This window comes from Pelomonas sp. SE-A7, assembly GCF_030345705.1.
GTDB lineage: Bacteria > Pseudomonadota > Gammaproteobacteria > Burkholderiales > Burkholderiaceae_C > JAUASW01.
Genome location: NZ_JAUASW010000001.1, coordinates 2,121,869 through 2,142,336, shown reverse-complemented (window position 1 = coordinate 2,142,336; position 20,468 = coordinate 2,121,869). Strand labels below are relative to the sequence as shown.

The 20,468-nt window shown below is 68.9% G+C and carries 14 protein-coding genes; 5 read left to right on the top strand and 9 right to left on the bottom strand.

The genetic code is table 11. The features are described from left to right. Positions 1 to 60: 60 nt before the first annotated feature. Complete coding sequence (locus tag QT382_RS09595) at positions 61 to 1,278, top strand: multidrug effflux MFS transporter (RefSeq protein WP_289253809.1); 1,218 nt, start codon at positions 61 to 63, stop codon at positions 1,276 to 1,278. Positions 1,279 to 1,327: 49 nt separating this feature from the next. Further along, positions 1,328 to 2,284, top strand: coding sequence for a carbonic anhydrase (locus QT382_RS09590; RefSeq protein ID WP_289253808.1), 957 nt, complete (start codon positions 1,328 to 1,330; stop codon positions 2,282 to 2,284). Positions 2,285 to 2,302: 18 nt separating this feature from the next. Here the strand turns inward: QT382_RS09590 and QT382_RS09585 are convergent, their stop codons facing one another. Further along, positions 2,303 to 4,585, bottom strand: a complete 2,283-nt coding sequence (locus tag QT382_RS09585) for an ATP-binding protein (protein ID WP_289253807.1) — start codon at positions 4,583 to 4,585, stop codon at positions 2,303 to 2,305. Between the two features lie 92 nt (positions 4,586 to 4,677). On the opposite strand from QT382_RS09585, the gene QT382_RS09580 reads away from it, so the two are divergent. Then, a complete protein-coding gene (locus QT382_RS09580) occupies positions 4,678 to 6,306 on the top strand; it encodes a response regulator (protein ID WP_289253806.1) in 1,629 nt (542 codons plus the stop codon). A 3-nt stretch (positions 6,307 to 6,309) separates the two neighbouring features. On the opposite strand, the gene QT382_RS09575 is transcribed toward QT382_RS09580, so the two are convergent. After that, positions 6,310 to 7,575 carry a putative Na+/H+ antiporter gene (locus tag QT382_RS09575; protein ID WP_289253805.1) on the bottom strand — a complete coding sequence of 422 codons (1,266 nt, stop codon included), beginning with the start codon at positions 7,573 to 7,575 and terminating at the stop codon, positions 6,310 to 6,312. A gap of 37 nt (positions 7,576 to 7,612) precedes the next feature. On the opposite strand from QT382_RS09575, the gene QT382_RS09570 reads away from it, so the two are divergent. Together QT382_RS09570 and QT382_RS09565 are read left to right on the top strand one after the other, a co-directional pair. Continuing rightward, positions 7,613 to 10,990: an MHYT domain-containing protein gene (locus tag QT382_RS09570; protein WP_289253804.1), complete on the top strand. Its 3,378-nt coding sequence runs from the start codon at positions 7,613 to 7,615 to the stop codon at positions 10,988 to 10,990. Beyond that, complete coding sequence (locus QT382_RS09565) at positions 10,987 to 11,988, top strand: HD-GYP domain-containing protein (protein ID WP_289253803.1); 1,002 nt, start codon at positions 10,987 to 10,989, stop codon at positions 11,986 to 11,988. Before QT382_RS09570 ends, QT382_RS09565 begins: the two co-directional genes overlap by 4 nt. 6 nt (positions 11,989 to 11,994) lie before the next feature. Here QT382_RS09565 and QT382_RS09560 read toward each other — a convergent pair whose 3' ends face one another. The 7 genes from QT382_RS09560 to QT382_RS09530 are packed head-to-tail and all read right to left on the bottom strand — an operon-like array spanning position 11,995 to position 20,414. After that, the gene (locus QT382_RS09560; protein ID WP_289253802.1) at positions 11,995 to 12,876 is read right to left on the bottom strand and encodes a PfkB family carbohydrate kinase; all 882 of its coding nucleotides are present in this window, start codon (positions 12,874 to 12,876) and stop codon (positions 11,995 to 11,997) included. Continuing rightward, positions 12,873 to 14,171, bottom strand: a complete 1,299-nt coding sequence (locus QT382_RS09555; protein WP_289254719.1) for a mannitol dehydrogenase family protein — start codon at positions 14,169 to 14,171, stop codon at positions 12,873 to 12,875. The genes QT382_RS09560 and QT382_RS09555 overlap by 4 nt, the downstream gene beginning before the upstream one ends. Before the next feature lie 2 nt (positions 14,172 to 14,173). Beyond that, positions 14,174 to 15,469, bottom strand: a complete 1,296-nt coding sequence (locus tag QT382_RS09550; RefSeq protein ID WP_289253801.1) for an MFS transporter — start codon at positions 15,467 to 15,469, stop codon at positions 14,174 to 14,176. 17 nt (positions 15,470 to 15,486) lie between these two features. After that, the gene (locus QT382_RS09545; protein ID WP_289253800.1) at positions 15,487 to 16,332 is read right to left on the bottom strand and encodes an alpha/beta hydrolase; all 846 of its coding nucleotides are present in this window, start codon (positions 16,330 to 16,332) and stop codon (positions 15,487 to 15,489) included. After that, positions 16,329 to 17,201, bottom strand: a complete 873-nt coding sequence (locus tag QT382_RS09540) for an alpha/beta fold hydrolase (protein ID WP_289253799.1) — start codon at positions 17,199 to 17,201, stop codon at positions 16,329 to 16,331. The genes QT382_RS09545 and QT382_RS09540 overlap by 4 nt, the downstream gene beginning before the upstream one ends. Next, on the bottom strand, positions 17,201 to 18,157 hold the full coding sequence (locus QT382_RS09535; protein WP_289253798.1) for an alpha/beta fold hydrolase: 957 nt from the start codon (positions 18,155 to 18,157) through the stop codon (positions 17,201 to 17,203). The genes QT382_RS09540 and QT382_RS09535 overlap by 1 nt, the downstream gene beginning before the upstream one ends. Before the next feature lies 1 nt (position 18,158). Next, on the bottom strand, positions 18,159 to 20,414 hold the full coding sequence (locus QT382_RS09530) for a TonB-dependent receptor (protein ID WP_289253797.1): 2,256 nt from the start codon (positions 20,412 to 20,414) through the stop codon (positions 18,159 to 18,161). Between the last annotated feature and the right edge of the window lie 54 nt (positions 20,415 to 20,468).

Sequence of the window (20,468 nt, the reverse complement as noted above, 5' to 3'; positions counted from 1 at the left end):
GCGGGAAGGCCGGCCGCTACACTGGCCCCGCCTTCCCCTTCTTGCGTTGAACCCTCCCCGATGAATCCCGAAGCCAGCCAACTCTGGCGCGCACCGCGCTGGGCCCTGGCGGTCCTGCTGGCCTGCCTGGGCATGGTGGGGCCGTTCTCGATCGACACCTATCTGCCGGCCTTTTCGGGCATCGCCCAGGCGCTGGACGCCACGCCGGTGCAGATGCAGCAGACGCTGTCCAGCTATCTGTTCGGCTTTGCCGTGATGAACCTGTTCCACGGCGCGCTGTCCGACAGCTGGGGCCGCCGGCCGGTGGTGCTGTGGGGCATGCTGGCCTTCACCATCGCCTCGCTGGGCTGCGCGGTCTCGACCAGCATCGGCCAGCTGGTGTTCTGGCGCACGGTGCAGGGCATGTCGGCCGGCGCCGGCATCGTGGTCTCGCGCGCCATCATCCGCGACATGTTCCCGCCGTCCGAGGCGCAGCGGGTGATGTCGCAGGTGACCCTGTTCTTCGGCGTGGCACCGGCCATCGCGCCCATGGTGGGCGGCTTCCTGTTCGTCCATGCCGACTGGCATTCGATCTTCTGGTTCCTGGTCGCCGTCGGCGCCGCCCTGGTTCTTGCCAACTGGCGGCTGCTGCCCGAGACCCTGCACAAGACCCAGCGCCAGCCCTTCCACGTCGGCGAGCTGATGCGCAACTACTGGCGGCTCTCGACCGACCGGCGCTTCCTGCTGCTGTGCCTGGCCAGCGGCATTCCGTTCAACGGCATGTTCCTCTACGTGCTGGCGGCGCCGGTCTTCCTGGGCGAGCACCTGGGCCTGGCGCCGACGCAGTTCTTCTGGTTCTTCTGCTTTTCCATCGGCGGCATCATGGCCGGCGCTGCGGTCAGCGGCCGCCTGGCCGGCAAGATCCGCCAGCGCCGGCAGATACGCCACGGTTTCGTGGTCATGTTCCTGATCTCGCTGCTGAACATCGCCCTGAACCTGCTGCTGCCGGCCAAGGCCTGGTGGGCCCTGCCGGTGGTCGGAGCCTTTGCCTTCGGCTGGGCGCTGATGGTGCCGGTCGTGACCCTGCTGGTGCTGGACCAGGCGCCCGACCGGCGCGGCATGGCCAGCTCGCTGCAGTCCTGCATTGCCAGCCTGGCCAATGGCCTGGTGGCAGGCGTGCTGGTGCCGCTGGTGATGCATTCGACCCTGGCCCTGTCAATCGCCTCGGCCGGCATGATGCTGATAGGCCTGGTGTCCTGGCACTGGGTCAAGCGAGAGGTAGCTCAAGACAGGCCCTGATCCGGCCGATGTAGGGTGACACGGCCTCTTCCGAGGCCAGGAGTGCTGCATGTCCAATTCGCCGCGGGCCCTGGGGCTCGCCAGCTGCTGTCTGATGAGCCTGGCCCTCGTGCCGGCCTGGGCCGCGTCGCCCAAGGCGGCCAAGGCCGCGGCCGCGCCGGCTTCGGCGGCTTCCAGCAGTGCGGAAGAGCCGCTGGATGTGCTCAAGCAGCGCCTGACCGACCGCCTGTCGTCCAAGGAGGAGGCGGCCAAGCTGACCAACCGCGGCGGCCGCAATGAGGCGGGTGGCCGCCAAGCGCCGGCCGCCAAGCCCAAGCCTCCGCCGCACTGGGGCTATGCCGGCGACCTGGGTCCGGGCCACTGGGCCGAGCTGGGACCGGAATACAAGCAATGCGCCGTCGGCACGCGGCAGAGCCCCATAGACATCCGCGACGGCATCAAGGTCGCGATGGAGCCGGTCAAGTTCGACTACAAGCCCGGCTCCTATTCCGTGCAGGACAACGGCCACACCATCCAGGTCGGTGTGGCCGCCGGCCAGACCATCGAAGTGATGGGCAAGCGCTACGAGCTGCAGCAGCTGCACTTTCACCGTCCGGCCGAGGAGCGCATCAACGGCCGCAGTTTCGAGATGTCGGCCCATCTGGTCCACAAGGACGCGCAGGGCAAGCTGGCCGTCGTCGCCGTGCTGTTCGACCGCGGTGCCGACGATGCGCCGCCGCAGCCGGCGGTGCAGTCCATCTGGGCCAGCATTCCGCTGGAGAAGCATGAATCGCTGGCCGGCCCGGCGCCGCTGGACCTGGGCCAGCTGCTGCCGGCCGACCGCGGCTACTACACCTACATGGGCTCGCTGACCACGCCGCCCTGCAGCGAGGGCGTGCTGTGGATGGTGATGCGCCAGCCGGTGCTGCTGACCGCCGGCCAGCTGGACGTGTTTGCCCGGCTCTATCCGATGAATGCGCGTCCGGTGCAGGCGGGTTCGGGCCGCCTGATCAAGGAATCCCAGTAGCCCAGCCCGGCCGGACGCTCAGCGCCGGGCCAGCCAGAGCTTGAGCGTGGCGAACAGCTGTTCGGCCACCACGGGCTTGGCCACATGGTCGTTCATGCCGGCGTCCAGGCAGCGCTGGCGTTCTTCCTCGAAGGCATTGGCCGTCATCGCCAGGATGGGGATGTTGTTGCCGCTGGCGCGGATCGCGCGGGTGGCGTCCAGGCCGTCCATCTGCGGCATCTGTACATCCATCAGCACCAGGGCATAAACGCCGCCTCCGACCATGGCCACGGCCTGGGCGCCATCCTCGGCCACGTCGACCGACAGGCCGGCGCTGGCCAGCAGGGCCACGGCCACTTCCTGGTTCACCGGGTTGTCCTCGGCCAGCAGGATGCGGGTGCCGGCAAAGCGGGCGGCCAGCTCCTGTGCGGCCTGGCTGCGGCTCAGTGGTGCCAGCAGCGGGGCCGGGCTGCCGGCCTTGTCCAGTTGCAGCCGGAACCAGAAGCGGCTGCCCTGGCCGGGCTCGCTCTGCACGCCGACCTCGCCGCCCATCAGCTCGGCCAGGCGGCGGCAGATCGCCAGGCCCAGCCCGGTGCCGCCATAGCGGCGGGTGGTCGAGCTGTCGGCCTGCTCGAAATCCTGGAACAAACGTCCCTGGGCTTCCTCGGCGATGCCTATGCCGCTGTCCTCGACCTCCATCAGCAGGGCCAGGGACGGGCCCAGGTCCTTCTCGATCCGCACCGCAATGCGCACAAAGCCCTGGTCGGTGAACTTGACCGCATTGGCCGCGAAGTTGAGCAGCACCTCGGAGATGCGCTGGGCGTCGCCCAGCAGCAGCTGTTTCTCGAGGGCCGGGTCCAGCTCGACCTGGACCTCGAGGCGCTTTTCGGCCGCGCGCTGGGCCAGCATGCCGGAGACCGTGTCCAGCACCTGGGGCAGGCCGAACTCGGCGATCTCCAGCTCGAACTTGCCGGCCTCGATCTTGGAGAAGTCCAGCACATTGTTGATGATGGACAGCAGGTGCTCGGCGGCATCGGCCACCTTCTTGAGCCGGGCCTGCTGCTCGGCTTCGCGGCTGTCGCGGCGCACCAGGTAGGTCAGGCCGATGATGGCGTTCATCGGCGTGCGGATCTCGTGGCTCATGTTCGCCAGGAAAGCGCTCTTGGCCTGGTTGGCCGCCTCGGCCGCCTCGGTGGCGGCGGCCAGCTGGCGGGTGCGGGCCTCGACCAGCTCCTCCAGGTGGTGGCGGTGTTCTTCCAGCTCCAGCGCATCGCGGCGCTGGCGCGAGATGTCGGTCAGGAAGCCATGCCACATCACGCCGCCGCCATCCTCGGCGCGGGCGATGGCATTGGCGAACAGCCAGCGTTCGCTGCCGTCGAGGTTGTGGGTGCGGAACTCCTGCTGCCAGGGCGCCAGCTGGCCGGCCGAGGCCTGCAGCGAGCTCATCACCGCCAGGCGGTCGTCGCGGTGGACCTGCTGGAACCAGCGCTGGGCATCCTCGGCCAGCTCGGCGGCGCTGAGCTGGAAGTAGTCGCGCACCGCCTCGCTGACATAGCCGAATTCATAGCGGCCGTCGGCATGGCGGCGCAGCTGGAAGACCACGCCGGGCACGGTCTCGGCAATGCCGCGCAGCCGTTCGATCAGCGCATGCTGGGCCTCGAACTGCTGCTGCAGCGCATTGCGCATGTGGACCAGGTGGCCGCCCAGCAGGCCGATCTCGTCCTTGCGCTCGGTGCGGATCTCGGCGGTGAAGCGGCCCTGTGCCAGGTCGTTGGCGAAGCCGCCCAGCTTGCGCAGCGGCCTCATCACCCGCGAGTTGAGCAGCAGCAGCACGAAGGCCAGCGAGATCGCCAGCTGCAGGCCCACCGTGGCGCCATAGAGCCAGCGCTGGCGGCTCAGGGCCTCGGCCGACAGATGGTCGTCGATCTCGATGCGGATATGGCCTATGCGGACGCTGCCGCGGAACACGTCGCGCTCCCCCTTCAGGGTCCGGCCGCGGCTGCGTTCGGGATGGCGTACGTCGATGAAGGCCTTGCCCTGGGAGTTGTCGGCGACGCTGATGTGGACCACGTCGGGCGACTTCATCACCGCCGACACCACCTCCTTGGCCGCCACCTGGTCCAGATTCCACAGCAGCTCGGGCAGGCTGCTGGACAGCACGTCGAGCTTGGCCTGCAGGTCGCGCTCCAGCGCGGTCTGGGCGACCTGCGGTTCGCGCAGGCCTATCCACAGGCCCCCGATCACCAGCGCCGGCAGGAGCAGGCCGATGCTGGCACCTGTCGCGATGGCAATGAAGAGGGAACTGGAGGCTTTGCGACTCAAGATGAAGCAGGGGTTGGGGCTGGCTAAGGGCCGGGCGAAGCATTATCGTGACCCAGAACCGGGCGCGGCATGGCCTGGCGCAGGGGGAGTTTGTGACAAACCAACAACTATTGCCGCCCCTGCAGGCCGATGTGAGCCGGTTGCGGGCCCTGGTGATCGACGAGGGCGAGCTCTCGCGCTCGGTGCTGTCCGGCATCCTGCGCCAGCTGGGCCTGCAGTTCGTGCAGAGTGCCCGCCGGCCCGAGGAGGCGCGGCGCATGATCCGCAACGCGCCCCAGCCCTACGACCTGATCGTCAGCGACTTCCATTTCCGCGGCGAGGGTCCTGACGGCATGACCGGCCAGGACCTGCTGGACGAGCTGCGACAGGCCCGCGGCCTGCCCATGCAGACCGCCTTCATCATGGTCACCGACGAGGCCAGGTACCAGCATGTGGCCGATGCGCTGGAAGGCGCGCTGGACGACTACCTGCTCAAGCCGATCACGGCCGGCCAGTTCGAGGACCGCTTCCGCCTGGTGATGGAGCGCAAGGCGGCGCTGCGCGAGGTCTTCCAGTCCATAGAGAAGGGCGACTACGACGATGCGGCGGCGCGCTGCGAAGTCATGTTCGCCAAGGCCAACAAGTTCAGGGTCTATGCGGCCCGCATCGGCTCGGAGTTGTACCTGAGGCTCAACCAGCTCGATGCCGCCAAGCGCATGCTGGAGGCGCTGCTGGCCAGCAAGGCCGTGCCCTGGGCGCGGCTGGGCCTGGCCCGGATCGAGCTCAGCACGGCAGACTCGGCCACCGCCTGCCGCACGCTGGAGACCTTGCTGGCCGAGAACCCCGGCTATGCCGATGCCTACGACGTCTATGGCCGGGCCCTGCTGGAGGAGATGAAGTTCGACGCCGCCGTCGAGGTCTTTGCCAAGGCGGTACAGATCACGCCGGGCAATGTCTCGCGGCTGCAGAAGCTGGGCTCGCTGGAGCTGTTCCTCGGCCAGTCGCAGGCGGCCGTGCAGCACCTGACGGCGGCGCTCAACGTCGGCGCCCAGTCGCGGACGCTGGACTACCAGGGCGTGGTCGCCCTGGCCATTGCCAGCCTGGACCGCGGGGCCGAGGAAAGCGGCGAGCGGGCCGAGCGTTTCATGCAGGACGCCGCCATGAAGCATGGCGACAGCGACCGGGTGCGCCGGCTCCGGCTGTGCAGCGAAGTGGCCTGGGCCCTGGCCCTGCGCCGCTACGAGCCGGCGCTGTCCGGCCTGGCCCGGCTGGCCTCGGAGCTGAGCGAGCCGGCGTTTTCGTTCGAGATGGCCTGCAACCTCGTGATGCTGGGTGTGCGCTGTGCGCCGCATCGTGCCGTGCCTGACCTCGAGGCCTGGGTGAGGAAGGCGGCCCAGCGCTTCTCGATCTCGCGGCCGCGCACCCGCATGCTGGAGATGGCGGCCTCGGCGCTGCCGCCCATGGAGCAACTGGTGCGAGAAACCGCCGGCCAGATCAACGAGGCCTCGCGCGAGGCCATGTCGCACCTGGTCAACAAGCAGCACGGCCGCACCTTGCAGGCCCTGGTGAAGCTGGGAGAGTCCAGCCTGAACGCCCGCATCATCAATCTGGCCAAGGCCACGCTGGACCACCACGGCCACCAGCTGGACGCCTCCGAGTCGCTGCTGCTGGGCCGCCGCATCGAGGCCCTGCAGGAGATGTACGCCGACGCCGGACGGCGCCCGGTGGAGCGTCGAGCCTGAGACTCAGAGCAGGCGGAAGGCCGCCACGGCCACCAGGGTCGGTGGCAGAGCAGCCAGCAGCAGTTGCAGCGGGCTGATGGTCTGGTCCTCGAAGCTGCCCCGCAGGATGGCCACGCCGGCCGGGTTGGGCGCATTGGCCACCACGGTGAGGCCGCCGCCTGTGACCGCACCGGCCACCAGGGCGATCTTGAAGTCGTCGGACAGGCCCGGCACCAGCGAGCCCAGGTAGGTGAGGGCGGCGTTGTCAGTCAGGGCGGTCAGGGCGGTGGCGCCGTAGAACACGGCGTTCGAATCCATCTTCATCAGCAGCGGCTGCAGCCACCATTGCTGAAGGCCGCCCAGCACCACCAGGCCCGCCAGGAAGAAGGCCACCAGCAGGGCCTCGCGCAGGATCAGCGGACTCTGGTGGCGCTGGTAGGCGGTGGTGAAGCCCAGGAAGAACAGCAGCAGGCCCATGAACAGGGCCGGATGGTGGGCGAACACCACGATGCCGGCCAGGAACAGCAGATGCACCAGGGTCACGGCCAGCGGCACGGGCGTGGCCTCGGAAGGCTTTTCGGCAGCCAGGCCGGCCAGTTCGCGGCGGAACAGCAGGGCCGCGGCGGCTGCATTGACCGCCACGGCCAGGGCCGCCTTCCAGCCGAAATGGCCGAGCATGAAGCCCATGTCCCATTGCCAGACGCCGGCCACCATCAGCACCGGAGGTGCAGCGAACGGGGTCAAGGTGCCGCCTATGGAGATGTTGACGAAGAGCACGCCGACCGTGGCGTAACGCAAGCGGCTGGACGTGGGGTCGGCGAACAGCCGGTCGCGCAGCATCAGGGCCGCCAGCGTCATCGCCGCCGGCTCGGTGATGAAGGAGCCCAGCAGCGGCACCAGGCCGAGCAGGACCAGGTAAAGCGAGACGCCGGGGGCCAGCGGCAGCACGCGGCTGATCAGGCGCACCAGGCTGCTGGCCGCTTCCAGCACCGGCCGGCTGGCGGCCACCACCATGATGGCGAACACGAACAGCGGCTCGGTGTAGTTGCGCGTGTCCACATAGCCGGTGGCTGCCTTGGACCCTTCCAGCGCGAACAGGCCCAGCACCAGGACCATGGCCCACAGGCCGAACACCACCTCGACCTCGCCCAGCAGGTGGAGCAGGCCGGCGTGGCGGGGCCGCGTGTGGGCCAGGTGCTCGAAGAACTTGGTCGAAAAGGTATGGACCAGGGCCAGGGCGAATAGCGCAGCGGCCAGCAGCTGGACAGTGGTCGGGTCGGCGTTTGTCATCGCGGAGATTCTGGCAGGGCCGGCTGCGGCGTTCACAATGCAAGCCATCCCGGCTCCCGCGTCCAGCGTCACCGTCGTGCTGAACCAGTTCTTTCTATTCAGGGACGGCGCCCCGACCCTGCTCCTGCTCAGCGGCAGCTACCAGCCGGGCCTGGTCCTGCTGTCGGTCGTGGTGGCTTCGCTGACCTCGGCCATGGCCCTGCAGATGGCCGGCATGGCCGGGCGCACCGCCAACCTGGCGAGCCGGCAGGCCATCCTGGCCAGCGGCGCGGCGGCCATGGGCGGCGGCGTCTGGTCCATGCACTTCATAGGCATGCTGGCCTTCCAGCTGTGCACCGAGGTCCAGTTCGACGCGACCTGGACCGTGGCTTCGATGCTGCCGGCCCTGCTGGCCTCCTGGGTGGCGCTGGCCCTGCTGTCGCGCGGCAAGATCTCGCGCTGGCAATGGGTACAGGGCGGCGTGCTGGTCGGTGCCGGCATCGGGGCCATGCACTACATGGGCATGGCAGCGATGCGCCTGAACGCCGAGCTGCGCTACGACCCGCTCTGGTTCGCGGCCTCCATCGTCGTGGCCGTGCTGCTGGCCATGCTGGCGCTGTGGATACGCTTCGGCCTGGAGGGCCGGCTGCGGCGGCTCTGGACCGTGCTGCTGGGCGGCGTGGTCATGGGCGCGGCGATCTCGGGCATGCACTACACGGCCATGGCGGCCGCCCGCTTCATCAGCCCCGGCGACCAGCCCTGCAATGCGCTGATAGGCGGCAGCGGCGCCGTGGCCCTGGGCGTGACCGTGGTGACGCTGGCGATCAGCACCCTGACCGGCGGTGCCAACGGCCTGCTGGGCTATCGCCGCCTGACCCGCCAGCTGCGGTCCGAGAAGCGCCGCATGCAGGCCATGCTGGACACGGCGGTCGACGGCGTGATCACGATCAATGGCCGCGGCAGCATTCTTTCCTTCAACGGCGCGGCCGAGCGGCTGTTCGGCTGGACCGCCGACGAGGTGCTGGGCCGCAACGTCAAGCTGCTGATGCCCGAGCCCCACCACGGCCAGCACGACGGCTACCTGCAGCGCCACCTGGAGACCGGCGAGGCCCGCATCATCGGCGTGGGCCGCGACGTGGTGGGCCAGCACAAGACCGGCCGCCCGCTGCCCATACGCCTGGCGATTGGCCGGGTCGAACAGCAGCAACAAGCGCAGCAGGAAGAGGGTGCGGAGGAGGCGCTGTTCGTCGCCTTCGTCACCGACATCAGCGTGCGCCAGCGCATGGAGCAGGCGCTGCGCGACAGCGAGCTGCAGTACCGCAGCCTGATTGCCAACAGCCCGGGCGTGAACTTCCGCTGCCGCATCGATGCCGACTGGAGCATGGTGGTGATCAGCGACTCGGTGCAGGTGCTGACCGGCTGGCCGGCGCAGGACTTCCTCGCCGGCCGCGCCAGCTTCGCGCCGCTGATCCACGAGGGCGACCGCGCCCGGGTCAATGACGAGGTCGAGCGGGCCCTGGCCGCCGACGAGCCCTATGCGCTGGAGTACCGCCTCAACGCCCGTGACGGCACGGAGCGCTGGGTCTCCGAGACCGGCCGCGGCGTGCGCAACGAGGCTGGAGAGCCGCAGTGGATTGATGGCGTCATCGTCGACATCAGCGAGGCCAAGCGCCTGCAGCTGGCGCTGGAGGAGGCCAAGGGCCGGGCCGAGGCGGCGGCCGCCGCCAAGGGGGCCTTCCTGGCGAACATGAGCCACGAGATCCGCACGCCCATGAATGCCATCCTGGGCTTCACCGAGCTGCTGCTGGACACCGGGCTCAGCGAGGTCCAGCGCAAGTACCTGAACACCTTGCGCGGTTCGGCGCGCTCGCTGCTGGGCCTGCTCAACGACATCCTCGACACGGCCAAGCTGGACAAGGGCGCGGTCGAGCTGGAGCGGCGCGACTTCTCGCTGCGGGCCGTCTGCGAGCAGACCCTGGCCTCGCTGCGCCTGGCGGCCGCGCGCAAGGGCCTGGCGCTGCGGCTGGACTATCCGGCCGAGGCGCCGCAGTTCTTCAAGGGCGATGCTTTACGCATCCAGCAGGTGCTGCTGAACCTGGTCGGCAATGCGATCAAGTTCACCGAGCATGGCAGCGTGGCGCTGGCCATGGGCCAGGAAGCCGACGGTCAGATCCATCTGAGCGTCAGCGACACCGGCATAGGCATTGCCGCCGACAGGCTGGAGCGCATCTTCGATGCCTTTGCGCAGGCCGATGCCTCGACCACGCGGCGCTTCGGCGGCACCGGGCTGGGCACTACGATTTCGCGCCAGCTGGTGGAGCGAATGGGCGGCCGCATCACGGTGGAAAGCGTGCTGGGCGAGGGCAGCTGCTTCCATGTCTGGCTGCCGCTGCCCGCCGGCGACCCGGTGTCGGCCGAGGCCGCCGTCGAGGAGCTGCCGGCCCTGCCGCCGCTGCAGGTGCTGGTGGCCGACGACGTGGAGCAGAACGGCGAGCTGATGCAGCTGATGCTGAGCCGCGACGGCCACCGGGTGCAGCTGGTCAGCGACGGCATGCAGGCCTTGCAGGCCTTCAGCGAAGGCGAGTTCGACGTGGTGCTGATGGACATCCACATGCCGCAGCTGGACGGCCTGGGCGCGACCCGGCGGATCCGCAATTTCGAGCTGGCCCAGGGCAGGGCGCGTACGCCCATCGTCGCCCTGACCGCCAGCGTGCTGGAAGAGGACCGCCAGGCCGCGCTGACGGCAGGCATGGATGGCTTTGCGGTGAAGCCGGTCGAGCCGGTGCGCCTGTACTCGGAGATGGCCCGGGTGCTGGGCCTGAGCCCTGCCGATGCGGAGCCGGTGGTGGCCGTGTCGGAAGGCCAGTCGCCGCTGGATTGCGAGCAGGGCGTGCGCCTGTGGGGCAGCGCGCCGGCCTGGCGGCGGGCGCTGCGGCGCTTTGCCGAGGAGCAGAAGGACGGCGCACCGCGCCTGCTGGCCCTGCTCAAGGCCGGTGAGCATTTGGAAGCCCGTGCAATGGCTCATCGCTGGCGCGGCGTGGCGGGCAGCCTGGCCTTGCCGCAGCTGCTGGCTGCGTCGGCCCGGCTGGAAGACGCTTTGCGTCGGGACCAGCGCGAGCTGCTGCCGGAGTTGGGCCGCGCCGTGGTCGTGGCGCTGGACCAGGTGCTGATGGCCATAGAAGAACTGGCGGCCGGCACGCCCTCGGCGCTGGCGCCGCTGACGACGCCGGGCGAGGCCTCGGCCGCTACCGTCCTGGACCGGCTGCAGCGCGCGCTTGAGCATGGCGAGCTGGAGGACCAGGCCCTGGTCGCGCTGCAAGGCCTGCTCGGTGCGCAGCGCTGCGCACCGCTGGTCGAGGCCCTGGACCAGTTCGATTTCGACGCCGCCCTGAAAGCCGTGCAGACCCTCAAGTCAGAAAGCGAGCGACAAGCATGAGCAGCAGCCCCAGCGACGAGCGGCCCAAGCTGCTGCTGGTCGACGACGAGCCGGCCAATCTCCAGGTCTTGCGCCATGCGCTGCAGGACGACTACCGCCTGGTGTTCGCGCGCGACGGCCACAAGGCGTTGGAGCTGGCGCGGGCCGAGTCGCCGCAGCTGATCCTGCTGGACGTGATGATGCCGGCGCTGTCAGGGCTGGACGTCTGCCGCACGCTGAAAGCGCAGGCCGCAACGCGCTCGATTCCGGTGATCTTCGTGACGGCCCTGGCCGACACGCAGGACGAGGCCCAGGGCTTCGAGGCCGGCGGCGTGGACTACATCAGCAAGCCCATCAGCCCGGCCATCGTGCGGGCCCGGGTGCGCACCCACCTTTCGCTGGTGCGGGCCGACGAGCTGCGGGCCACCCGGCTGCAGATCGTCCAGCGCCTGGGGCGCGCCGCCGAGTACAAGGACAACGAGACCGGCTGGCATGTGCTGCGCATGAGCCACTACTCGCAGATCCTGGCGCGCGCCGCCGGCTATTCGGAGCAGCGCGCCGACGACCTGCTGCATGCCGCGCCCATGCATGACGTGGGCAAGCTGGGCATTCCGGATGCCATCCTGCGCAAGCAGGGGCCGCTGGACGAGGCGGAATGGTCGCAGATGCGCCGCCATCCCGAGATCGGCGCCGAGATCCTGGGCGAGCACGAGGGCGGCCTGCTGGCCATGGCCCGGCGCATCGCCGTGGCCCATCACGAGAAATGGGATGGCAGCGGCTATCCGCAGGGTCTGGCCGGCGAGGCCATCCCCGAGGAGGCCCGCATCGTGGCGATTGCCGATGTCTTCGATGCGCTGACCAGCGTACGCCCCTACAAGCCCGCCTGGCCGGTCGAGAAGGCGGTGGAGTTCCTGAACGAGCAGGCCGGCCGGCACTTCGATCCGCGCCTGGTGGCGCTGTTCGTCGAGGAATTGCCGGCGGTGCTGGAGGTGCGGGAGCGCTTCCTGGAAGTGGGCTGAGTTCGCCTAGGCGCCGGGGTTTTCCTGGCTCCAATAGCCCAGGGCGCCTTCGAACTGGCAGGCACGGGCCGCATGTGCGGCAGCGCGTTGCATCGTGTGCTCCAGCGGCCATTGCCTGAGCAGACCCTGCAAGGTCACGGCCGCGAAGGCGTCGCCGGCGCCGACCGTGTCGCGTACCGTGACGGCCGGTGCGCTGCCATGTAGCCAGCGTTCGGTTTCGGCATCGAAGCAGCTCCAGCCCTCGCCACCGCGCGTCACGATCAGCTGCCGCAGCGAGAAACGCCTCGCCAGCGATTCGGCCGCCAGACCGAACCAGGCTTGCAACTGGGCCAGTTCCGCATCATTGACCTTGAGCACATCGGCCAGGTCCAGCGACTCCTCGGCCAGGTGCCGGGCGTCGGGCAGGCCGTCGCGCAGATTCAGATCCAGAAAGCGCCTGGCACCGACAGCGGCGGCTTCCGCGAGCCCGGTGCGAATGGCGGCCCGCGCCGTAGCTTCGCGCTGGGCCAGCGTGCCGAAGTAGACGAGGGCGGGCGGCGTCGCCGACAGCGCCTGCCGCACGTCGGCTTTGTCCAGTGCCTCCCAGGCGCAGCCGGTCTCGATCACGAAGCGGTGCTGCTCGGGGCGGGCTTCATCGATCAGCACCTGCACCACGCCGGTGGCCCTGTGCGGATCACGCTGCAGGCCGCGCATCGTCATGCCATGGCGATCGAATTCGGCGGCAATGGCGGCGCCGCGGGCATCGTCGCCTATGCGGGTCAGCATCAGCGGTGTCTCGCCGAGGGCAGCGAGATTGCGCGCCACGTTGAACGGTGCTCCGCCAACCACCTCGCGGCCGGGAAACGCATCGATCAGGGCTTCGCCCAGCACGGCGATCAGGGTCGTCATGCGGCCAGCCTTTCGGGCAAGCGCTCCATGGCGCTGCGCAAGGCGTCGACAAGACGGGCGTTGCCGGCCAGATCGCCCCACAGAGCCTGGTTGGCAGCGAAGGCCATCACCGGGTCGGCGGCGGCGCAGATCGCGTGTACGGTCTCGGTCTCCATGCTCTGGTCTTCGTAGGCATCGTCAAGCTCGCCACTGTGCCAGCGCTGGAGCCGCATGAGCATCAGGGCCGGCAGCAGGGCGCCGCTGGCGATGTCGGCACCGGCCGCGAGTCGCTCGCGCAGTGTGGGCACGATGAAACCGGCCAGCTTGGACCCGCTGTCCGCAATGACGCGGCGGCAGGTGTCGCCCAGCGCGGCGTTGCCGAAACGGGCCAGCACGCTGTCGCGGTAGCCCGCCAGGTCGAGCAGGCTGCCCTTGGCGACCAGGCAGGGCAGCACCTGCTCCGTGATGTAGTCGTGGGCGATCCGCCGGACGCGTGGGTCGAGCACCGCCTCATGGATGAAGCGATGGCCGAGCAGCGTGCCGGCCCAGGCTATGGCGCTGTGGCCGGCATTGAGGATGCGGATCTTGGCTTCTTCGTAGGCTGCCACGTCGCCGACCATCTGCACGCCTGCCTGCTCCCAGGCCGGGCGGCCGTTGCAGAACTCGTCCTCTATCACCCACTGCAGCCAGCTTTCGGCCATGACAGGCGCGGCATCGTCCTTGCCGGTGGCGGCGAAAACGCGTGCCCGCAGTTCCGGCGGTGTGCGGGGCGTGATGCGGTCGACCATGCAGCTGGGCCAGCTGGTGTTGAGCAGCACCCAGTCGCGCAGCAGGGCATCGTCTTCGAGATGGTCCAACAGGCCGGCGAGGGCGACCTGGCCGTTGTGCCGCAGGTTGTCGCAGCACAGCAGGCTCAGCTTGCCGGCATCGAAGCGCCGGCGTTTGCGCAGGATGGCCGCCAGAACCGGGAAGAGCGCATTGCCAGGTCCCGGTGCATAGCCGGCCTCGGTGACGGTGAAGGACAGGATGCGCGTGCTCGGCCGCGCGCCCAGCTCGATCAGGCTCGCCAGGCCGGGCTCATAGGGCAGCACGGTGCGGATGGACTGCACGCGCTGGTACTGCGTCCTGCCATCGGGCGCGACGTTCTCCACGGTGTAGACGCCAGCCTGGTCGAGCAGCGCCGCTTCGACCGCCTCCTGCCCCGGGCAGATATTGCCGGCGGCGATGTGCCAGTCGGTATCGCCGCCTTCGATCAGCCTTTGCAGGACGACAGCCTGGTGCGCACGATGAAAAGCGCCCAGGCCGAGATGCAGGATCCTCACGCCGCGGTCTCAAGGCTGCGGATGCGCCGATGCAGCAGCCAGAAGAAGAGCACGGTCAGCCAGTTGACCATGGCCACGCCGGTCATGGCCCAGCGCAGACCCTCGGCGCCGGGCTTGCCGCCGGCGATCAGATCGCTGATCGCGCCGACGAGCAGCGGGCCCAGGCCCTGCCCGAAGACCACGCCAGCCACGCTGACGATGGCCACGGCCGTGGCGCGGGCGTCGGGCTTGACCAGGTCCTGCACGGTCGCGAACACCGGGCCCAGGATGGCGCCGGCCATGATGAAGACCACGAACAGCATGGCAAACGCGAGCAGCGGATGCGGCGCATGGAAGCTGCCCATGTAGAAGGGCATGACCGCGACCTGAATGCAGGCGGCGAAGCCCGCGCCCCAGGCCCGCGACTTGGCACCGTACTTGACCGAGAGCTGGCCGCCGGTGATGGAGCCGATGGCCGTGGCCACGCCCAGGCACAGGCCGAGGCCGCCGCCGATCTGCATCGGCGTCAAGGCAAAGGCGCGCTCGAAGTAGCTGGGCAGCCAGGTCATCACGGCAGCGCCGGCCAGCGAGGTCGTGGCGAAGGCGCCGACCAGCAGAAGGAAAGCCGTCGGATCGCCCAGGCGCTTGAACACGCTCTCGCCCGCAATCTGCGGCGCCGCATCGACCCGGGCCGGTTCGTGCACCGTCAAGTGGAAGATCAGCGAGAGCACCAGGCCCAGCAGGCCCAGCACAATGAAGCCGCTGCGCCAGCCCACGGTCTGCACCAGGATGCCCCCGCCCAGCAGGCCGCCAAGCATGCCCAGGTAGGTGAAGGCGCTGTGGATGCCTATGGCGCGGCCGCGTGTTTCGCGCGGGTAGTAGTCGCCGATCATCGAATGCGTGGCCGGAATGCAGCCCGCTTCGCCCACGCCCACGCCTATGCGCGCGGCGAGGATCTGCATGAAGTTCATCGCCATGCCTGAGGCCGCGGTCATCAGCGTCCAGGCCAGGAAGCTGATGCTGATGATCCATTTGCGGCTGCCACGGTCCGCCCAGCGCGCCAGCGGCACGGAGGCGATGCCGCCCAGCAGGGCGAAGGCCAGGCCGGTGAGCAGGCCCAACTCGGTGTCGGTGAGGCCGAACTCCTTCTTGATCGGCTCCATGAACATCGAGATCACGACCTTGTCCACGGCGCACATGAAGCCGACGACGGACAGGGCCGCCAGCACATAGGCGCGGTAGCGCGGGCTGGTCTGCGCCGGCGTCAGCGCCGTCTCGGCGGCTGCGGCCGGGGGAGCGGTGAGGGTCTGCATCTTGCTGTCCTTGGTGTTCATGGCTCGAAAAGCCAGCGCAGCGTGGCCGGCAGCAGGGCGCCGCCATGCGCGAGCGAATGGCCGCCCTCGCCGACGACGAGACGGTGCGGAATGCCGCGATAGCTGAGCGCCGCCGCCATGTCGCGGTTGGCACTGGGCCAGTGGCCGAAGACGATGTCCAGGTCATGCTCGCCGGTCTGCAGCAAGACCTTGTTCAGCGTTCGCGTGCCGTCGCGGCGGATCTGGCTGGCCAGCCCATGGCCGCCGCGGATGTTGACGAAGCTGCCGCAGTGGCTGGCGACGAGATTGAAGAAATCGGGGCGTTCCCAGGCCGCGTTCAGGGCGCAATGCCCGCCGCTGGACAGGCCGACGATGGCGCGGTCGGGGCCCAGCGCGATGCCTTCAAGCGCATGGGGGATCAGCTCTTCGATCAGGAAGCGCGCATAGTCGCCGCCCGGGCTGTCGTACTCGATGCTGCGGTTGCCGGGACCGCCATAGATAGGCAGGCCGGGGCCTTCGGCACCGGGCTCGACGAACAGCGCGACGCAGGGCAGGCCCAACTGGTCGAGCACGGCGGCCGCGTTGGCCTCGGGGCCTAGGTAGCGCTCGCCGTCCAAGAACACGAGCAGCGCGTAGGCCGGGTGCGAGCCGGCCGACTGGTAGCGCTGGTAGCGATGCGGCACGCCTGGATAGACCTGGCCGGGCGGGCAGATGCCGGCGGTGAGCAGGCCGCGAGGCAGGTCTTCCCGTGCCTGCAGCGCCGTGTAGGGGCCGGGCTTCAGCAGGCTGGCGGCGAAGCGCTCGGCGTCCTGCTCGGACATGCCGGGCAGCTGCTGGCGGAGCTGGGCGGCGACTTCGTTCATGGCCTCGTCACCTGGGCGGCGAATTCATTGACCAGGGCCGCGAACTGCTTGGGCGAGCGGATGCTGACGCCATGGCCGGTGTTCTCGAAGTGACGGACCTCCGGCGCGCGCGGCAAGCCTGCGATGAAGCTGGTTTCCTTGGCGATGGCGCGTGTGTCTTCACTGCCATTGACGATCAGCACGGGTTGGGTGATAGCGGCCAGGCGCTGCTTGAAGTCCTCGCCCATCATGGAGCGCACCGCCACCGGCACGACACGGATGCTGCCACCGGTTGCTATCACCGGCTTGGCATCGGCCGGAGCAAAGCCGAACTTGTCCATGGCCTTGACCAGCAGCTCCTGCTCGTCCACGAAAGCCAGCAGGGTCTTCACCATCACGACGTTGCCGACGTAGTTGATGACTTCGGACGGCTCAAAGTTGCCGCTGGCGCCACCGAGGATCAGGCCGCGCAGCTGCTGCTGCGGCAGGGCCGAGGCGGCGGCCATGGCGGTGTAGCCACCCAAGGAATCGCCGACCAGGATGACGGGCGAGGGGTAGACGGCCTGCGCGGCTTGCTTGACGGCGGCAGTCGCGGTTTCAAGCGTATAGGCCTCGCTCAGGCGCGCGCCATGGCCCGGCAGGTCCGGCGCGATTACGCGCCAGCGGGGGTCGAGGTCGCGGCGCACGGCGTCCCACATTCGGCCATTGAGACCGGCGCCATGCAGGAGGATCAGCACTGGGCCATCACCAGCGGGCGCTGCAGCCTGTGGCGGATTGGCCATCGGCGAGCGGGTTCGCCATTGCCATTCAGCCGTCGCCACCATGGCGATCGCAGCGAGCAAGAGCAGGGCCAGCAGGATCAGCAAGCCCTTGACCAGCTTCTTCAACATCAGCGCTCCATGAAGCTGCGCAGCGCTTCGGCCCAGAGAGCGGCATCGGCACCGGAAGCGAAATGGCCCTTGTTGCTTTCGATGGCATGGGCTTGCCAGCGCAGGCCTGCGTCCGTGAGGCCGGGCGCGACCTGGTCGGCGATCTCGGGCGGGAAGACCGTGTCGGTGCGTGAGTTGGCGATCAGAACCCGGGCCTGGATCTTGTTGAAATGCGGCCGTACGTCGAAGCCTTCGGCGGCGCGCATCAGCGTCACCAGCGATTCGGGTTCGAAGCCGCGGGCCCAGTCCTCGGCCATGCGGAGGATCTCGGCACTGCGCGCTGCCGCATCCGGGATGCGAGGCGCGAGTTCGGCATCGACGCCATAGCGAGTCAAGGTGCTCACGCGCATGGCGACCAGGCCGGACCGCAGCTGCTCCCGCACGATCCCGACATTGCCGGCGCCCGCCGGATGAAAGGGGGCACTGACGGCCGCCACCATGCGTTCGACAAAGCCCGGGTACTGCACCGCCCACTGCCAGGCCTGGTAGCCGCCGAACGAGGGGCCGACCGCGGCGGCCAGGCGGCGGACGCCAAGGTCATCGAGCAGGCGCTTCTGCACGGCGACTATGTCTTCGAGCCTGATGCTCGGGAAGCTTGCGCCATAGGCCTTGCCCGTTGCCGGGTCGATGCTGCCCGGCCCGGTGGAGCCGTAGCAGGAGCCCAGCATGTTGGGCGCGACGATGAACAGCCGATTGCTGTCGATCGCCTTGCCCGGCCCCACGAGTTCGTGCCACGAGCCTTCGGCCACACTGGCGCCGGCGTCGAGCATGCTCGGGCCGGTCGTGTAGCCATGCAGCACCAGCACGGCATTCGTGCCCTCGGCGTTGAGCCGGCCCAGCGTGCGGTAGGCCGTGACGGCCTCCGCCAGCACGGTGCCGCTCGCCAGCGCGAAGTCGGTGATGCGGTGCAGCTGCATCTCAGAAGCGATACGAAGCTTCGACGCCGAGGGTGCGCGGCTGGATCATGCCGGCGCCGTAGGGAGCCGTAGGCGTGAACGGCGGCAGTCCACGGTCGCCCAGGACGATGATGCCCTTGGCGTCGCTGGCGTTCTTCACGAAGGCGGAGAAGCGCCAGCTCGCGTTCTCCACGGCGGCACTGAGGTTCACCGTGGTGTAGGCCGGCAGGTCGATGTTGGGCTTGCCGCTGAAGTCGCTGCGGCGCTTGCCGGTGTGGGCCACGGCCGCGCCCAGCGAAGCGCTCCAGTCGGCACTCACCGCGAACTTGTAGTCGGCAGCGAGCGAGGCGGTCAGCTTGGGAACGAAGGGCATGGCGTCGCCGTCCTTGCCCAGCGGCGTGGTCGCGTTGACCATGACTTTGGTGGTGTCCTCGGTCAGGTGGGCGTCGGTGTAGCCCACGGTGGCACGCAGACCCAGGCCGGCCGTCGGATACATCGCCAGCGTCGCCTCGACACCGCGGCTCACGGCCTCGCCGCCATTGATCAGGAAGTTCGATCCCGAGCGGTTGGTCTGGATCTGCACGTCCTTCCACTTGGTGTTGAAGACCGCCGCCTCGAAGCTGGCCTTGCCGCCGGAGAACACCGCCTTCCAACCCAGCTCGGCGCTGGTCAGCGAATCGGCGCCGACTATCGGGCTGGCGCCGGTCACCGGCGTAGCGGCGCTGGGGCCACCCGGGCGGTAGCCGGTGGCCAGGCGGCCGTAGATGGAGTCGGTGCTGCCCAGCTTGTAGCGGCCGGTCAGCAGGTAGGTGGACTTGCTGTTCTTGCTGTCCTGCACCAGGGCGACCGGCGGCGTGAACAGCAGGCCGGTGTAGAGCTGGTCGTAATGCTGGCGGTCCTGGCCCCAGCGCAAGCCGGCCTGGACATCGAAAGCCTCGGACACCGCGTAGGTGGCATTGGCGAACACCGAGACTTCCTTGTAGTCGGTGTCTATGCGGGCCTTGGCCATGCCGTCGGGGTAGGGCGTGGTCGTGCCGGGAATGACCACCGGCTTCACGGCGCCGGTGGCGGCGTTGAAGGTGTTCATGCCGGGCAGGCGGTTGGTGTTCTCTTCCTTGGTGTAGTAGAGACCGGCTTCGTAGTCCAGCTTGCCGCCGAGTGCCGTGGACTGCGCACGCAGCTCCTGCACAAAGCGGCGCGTGTGGGTGCGCTGGTCAAACTGGACATTCAAGCCAGGTTGCGCGGCCAGCAAGGCCAGCAAGGTGCCGTAGCTCAGGGAGACGTCGCTGGTGGCTTGCGCGTCCAGCGTCTGCAGCGTGGTGGACGAGACGAGGTTCACATCGCCGATCTGGCCGTTGATCGTCACATTGCCGAGGTCCAGCTTGCGCTCGCCGGTGACCGGCACGCGATTGTTGACCTGGTACTCACCGGTGCTCGGGGCCAGCGTCGTGCCGTTGACGTCCACCGAGTTGGTGCCATCGGCCTCCAGCTTTTGCGTCAGGGCCTGCGCCTTGAGCTTCCAGTCGGGAGACAGGCGCCAGGCGAAGGCCAGCCGCGCGCCGCTGGTGCGGACCTCGTTGCTGTCTTGCTTGGGCATCAAGTTGTTGATGTTGTCGATATAGCCCGGCTCCTTGCGCGAGAAGGCCGAGAAGCGCAGGCCCATGTCGCCGCCATTGCCCAGCGGCAGGTTGACCATGGCGCGGGCGAGATTGCCCTTGCCACCATGGGCTACCGAACTGGCACCCAAGGTCAGGCCGCCGCTGGCGCGGCTGAAGTCGGGGTCGGTGGTCACATAACGCAGCATGCCGCCCACAGCGCCCGAGCCGTAGAGCGTGCCTTGCGGACCTTTCAGCACCTCGATGCGGCGCAGCTCGGCCGGGTCGATGTCGGGCACGAGATTGGCGCCACCGGTGTAGGCATTGACCGAGCCGATCGGCGCTTCATCGATGTAGATGGCCGTCGTGGCCGAGGACTGGGCTGCGCCAGTGGAGATGCCGCGCAGCGTGACCTGCATGTTCGCGCCATTGCTGGTGATGGACATGCCGGGCACTTGCGCCACGTAGTCTTCCAGCTTGGATGCGCCGCTCTTGGAGAGTCGCTCGGCGCTCACAGCGGTGACAGAGGCCGGCACGTCCAGCACGGCTTGCTCACGCTTTTGCGCGGTGACGACGACCTTGTCCAGCGTCTCGGGCTTGGCGGGTTCGTCCGCTGCTTGGGCGGAGGCCATGCAGGCGAGCGCGGCGGCGAGGGCCAGGGGTTTGAGGGTCTTGTGATTCATGGTTTGTCTCCGATAAATACAGCGGTTAGCGGATGGAGGGCCCTGCGTCTGTGC

Excerpts from the sequence above, each read along its gene's own strand:
- QT382_RS09595 (WP_289253809.1), top strand. The coding sequence starts at position 61 with ATGAATCCCGAAGCCAGCCAACTCTGGCGCGCACCGCGCTGGGCCCTG.
- QT382_RS09590 (WP_289253808.1), top strand. The coding sequence starts at position 1,328 with ATGTCCAATTCGCCGCGGGCCCTGGGGCTCGCCAGCTGCTGTCTGATG.
- QT382_RS09575 (WP_289253805.1), bottom strand. The coding sequence starts at position 7,575 with ATGACAAACGCCGACCCGACCACTGTCCAGCTGCTGGCCGCTGCGCTA.
- QT382_RS09570 (WP_289253804.1), top strand. The coding sequence starts at position 7,613 with ATGCAAGCCATCCCGGCTCCCGCGTCCAGCGTCACCGTCGTGCTGAAC.
- QT382_RS09565 (WP_289253803.1), top strand. The coding sequence starts at position 10,987 with ATGAGCAGCAGCCCCAGCGACGAGCGGCCCAAGCTGCTGCTGGTCGAC.
- QT382_RS09560 (WP_289253802.1), bottom strand. The coding sequence starts at position 12,876 with ATGACGACCCTGATCGCCGTGCTGGGCGAAGCCCTGATCGATGCGTTT.
- QT382_RS09550 (WP_289253801.1), bottom strand. The coding sequence starts at position 15,469 with ATGCAGACCCTCACCGCTCCCCCGGCCGCAGCCGCCGAGACGGCGCTG.
- QT382_RS09545 (WP_289253800.1), bottom strand. The coding sequence starts at position 16,332 with ATGAACGAAGTCGCCGCCCAGCTCCGCCAGCAGCTGCCCGGCATGTCC.
- QT382_RS09540 (WP_289253799.1), bottom strand. The coding sequence starts at position 17,201 with ATGTTGAAGAAGCTGGTCAAGGGCTTGCTGATCCTGCTGGCCCTGCTC.
- QT382_RS09535 (WP_289253798.1), bottom strand. The coding sequence starts at position 18,157 with ATGCAGCTGCACCGCATCACCGACTTCGCGCTGGCGAGCGGCACCGTG.
- QT382_RS09530 (WP_289253797.1), bottom strand. The coding sequence starts at position 20,414 with ATGAATCACAAGACCCTCAAACCCCTGGCCCTCGCCGCCGCGCTCGCC.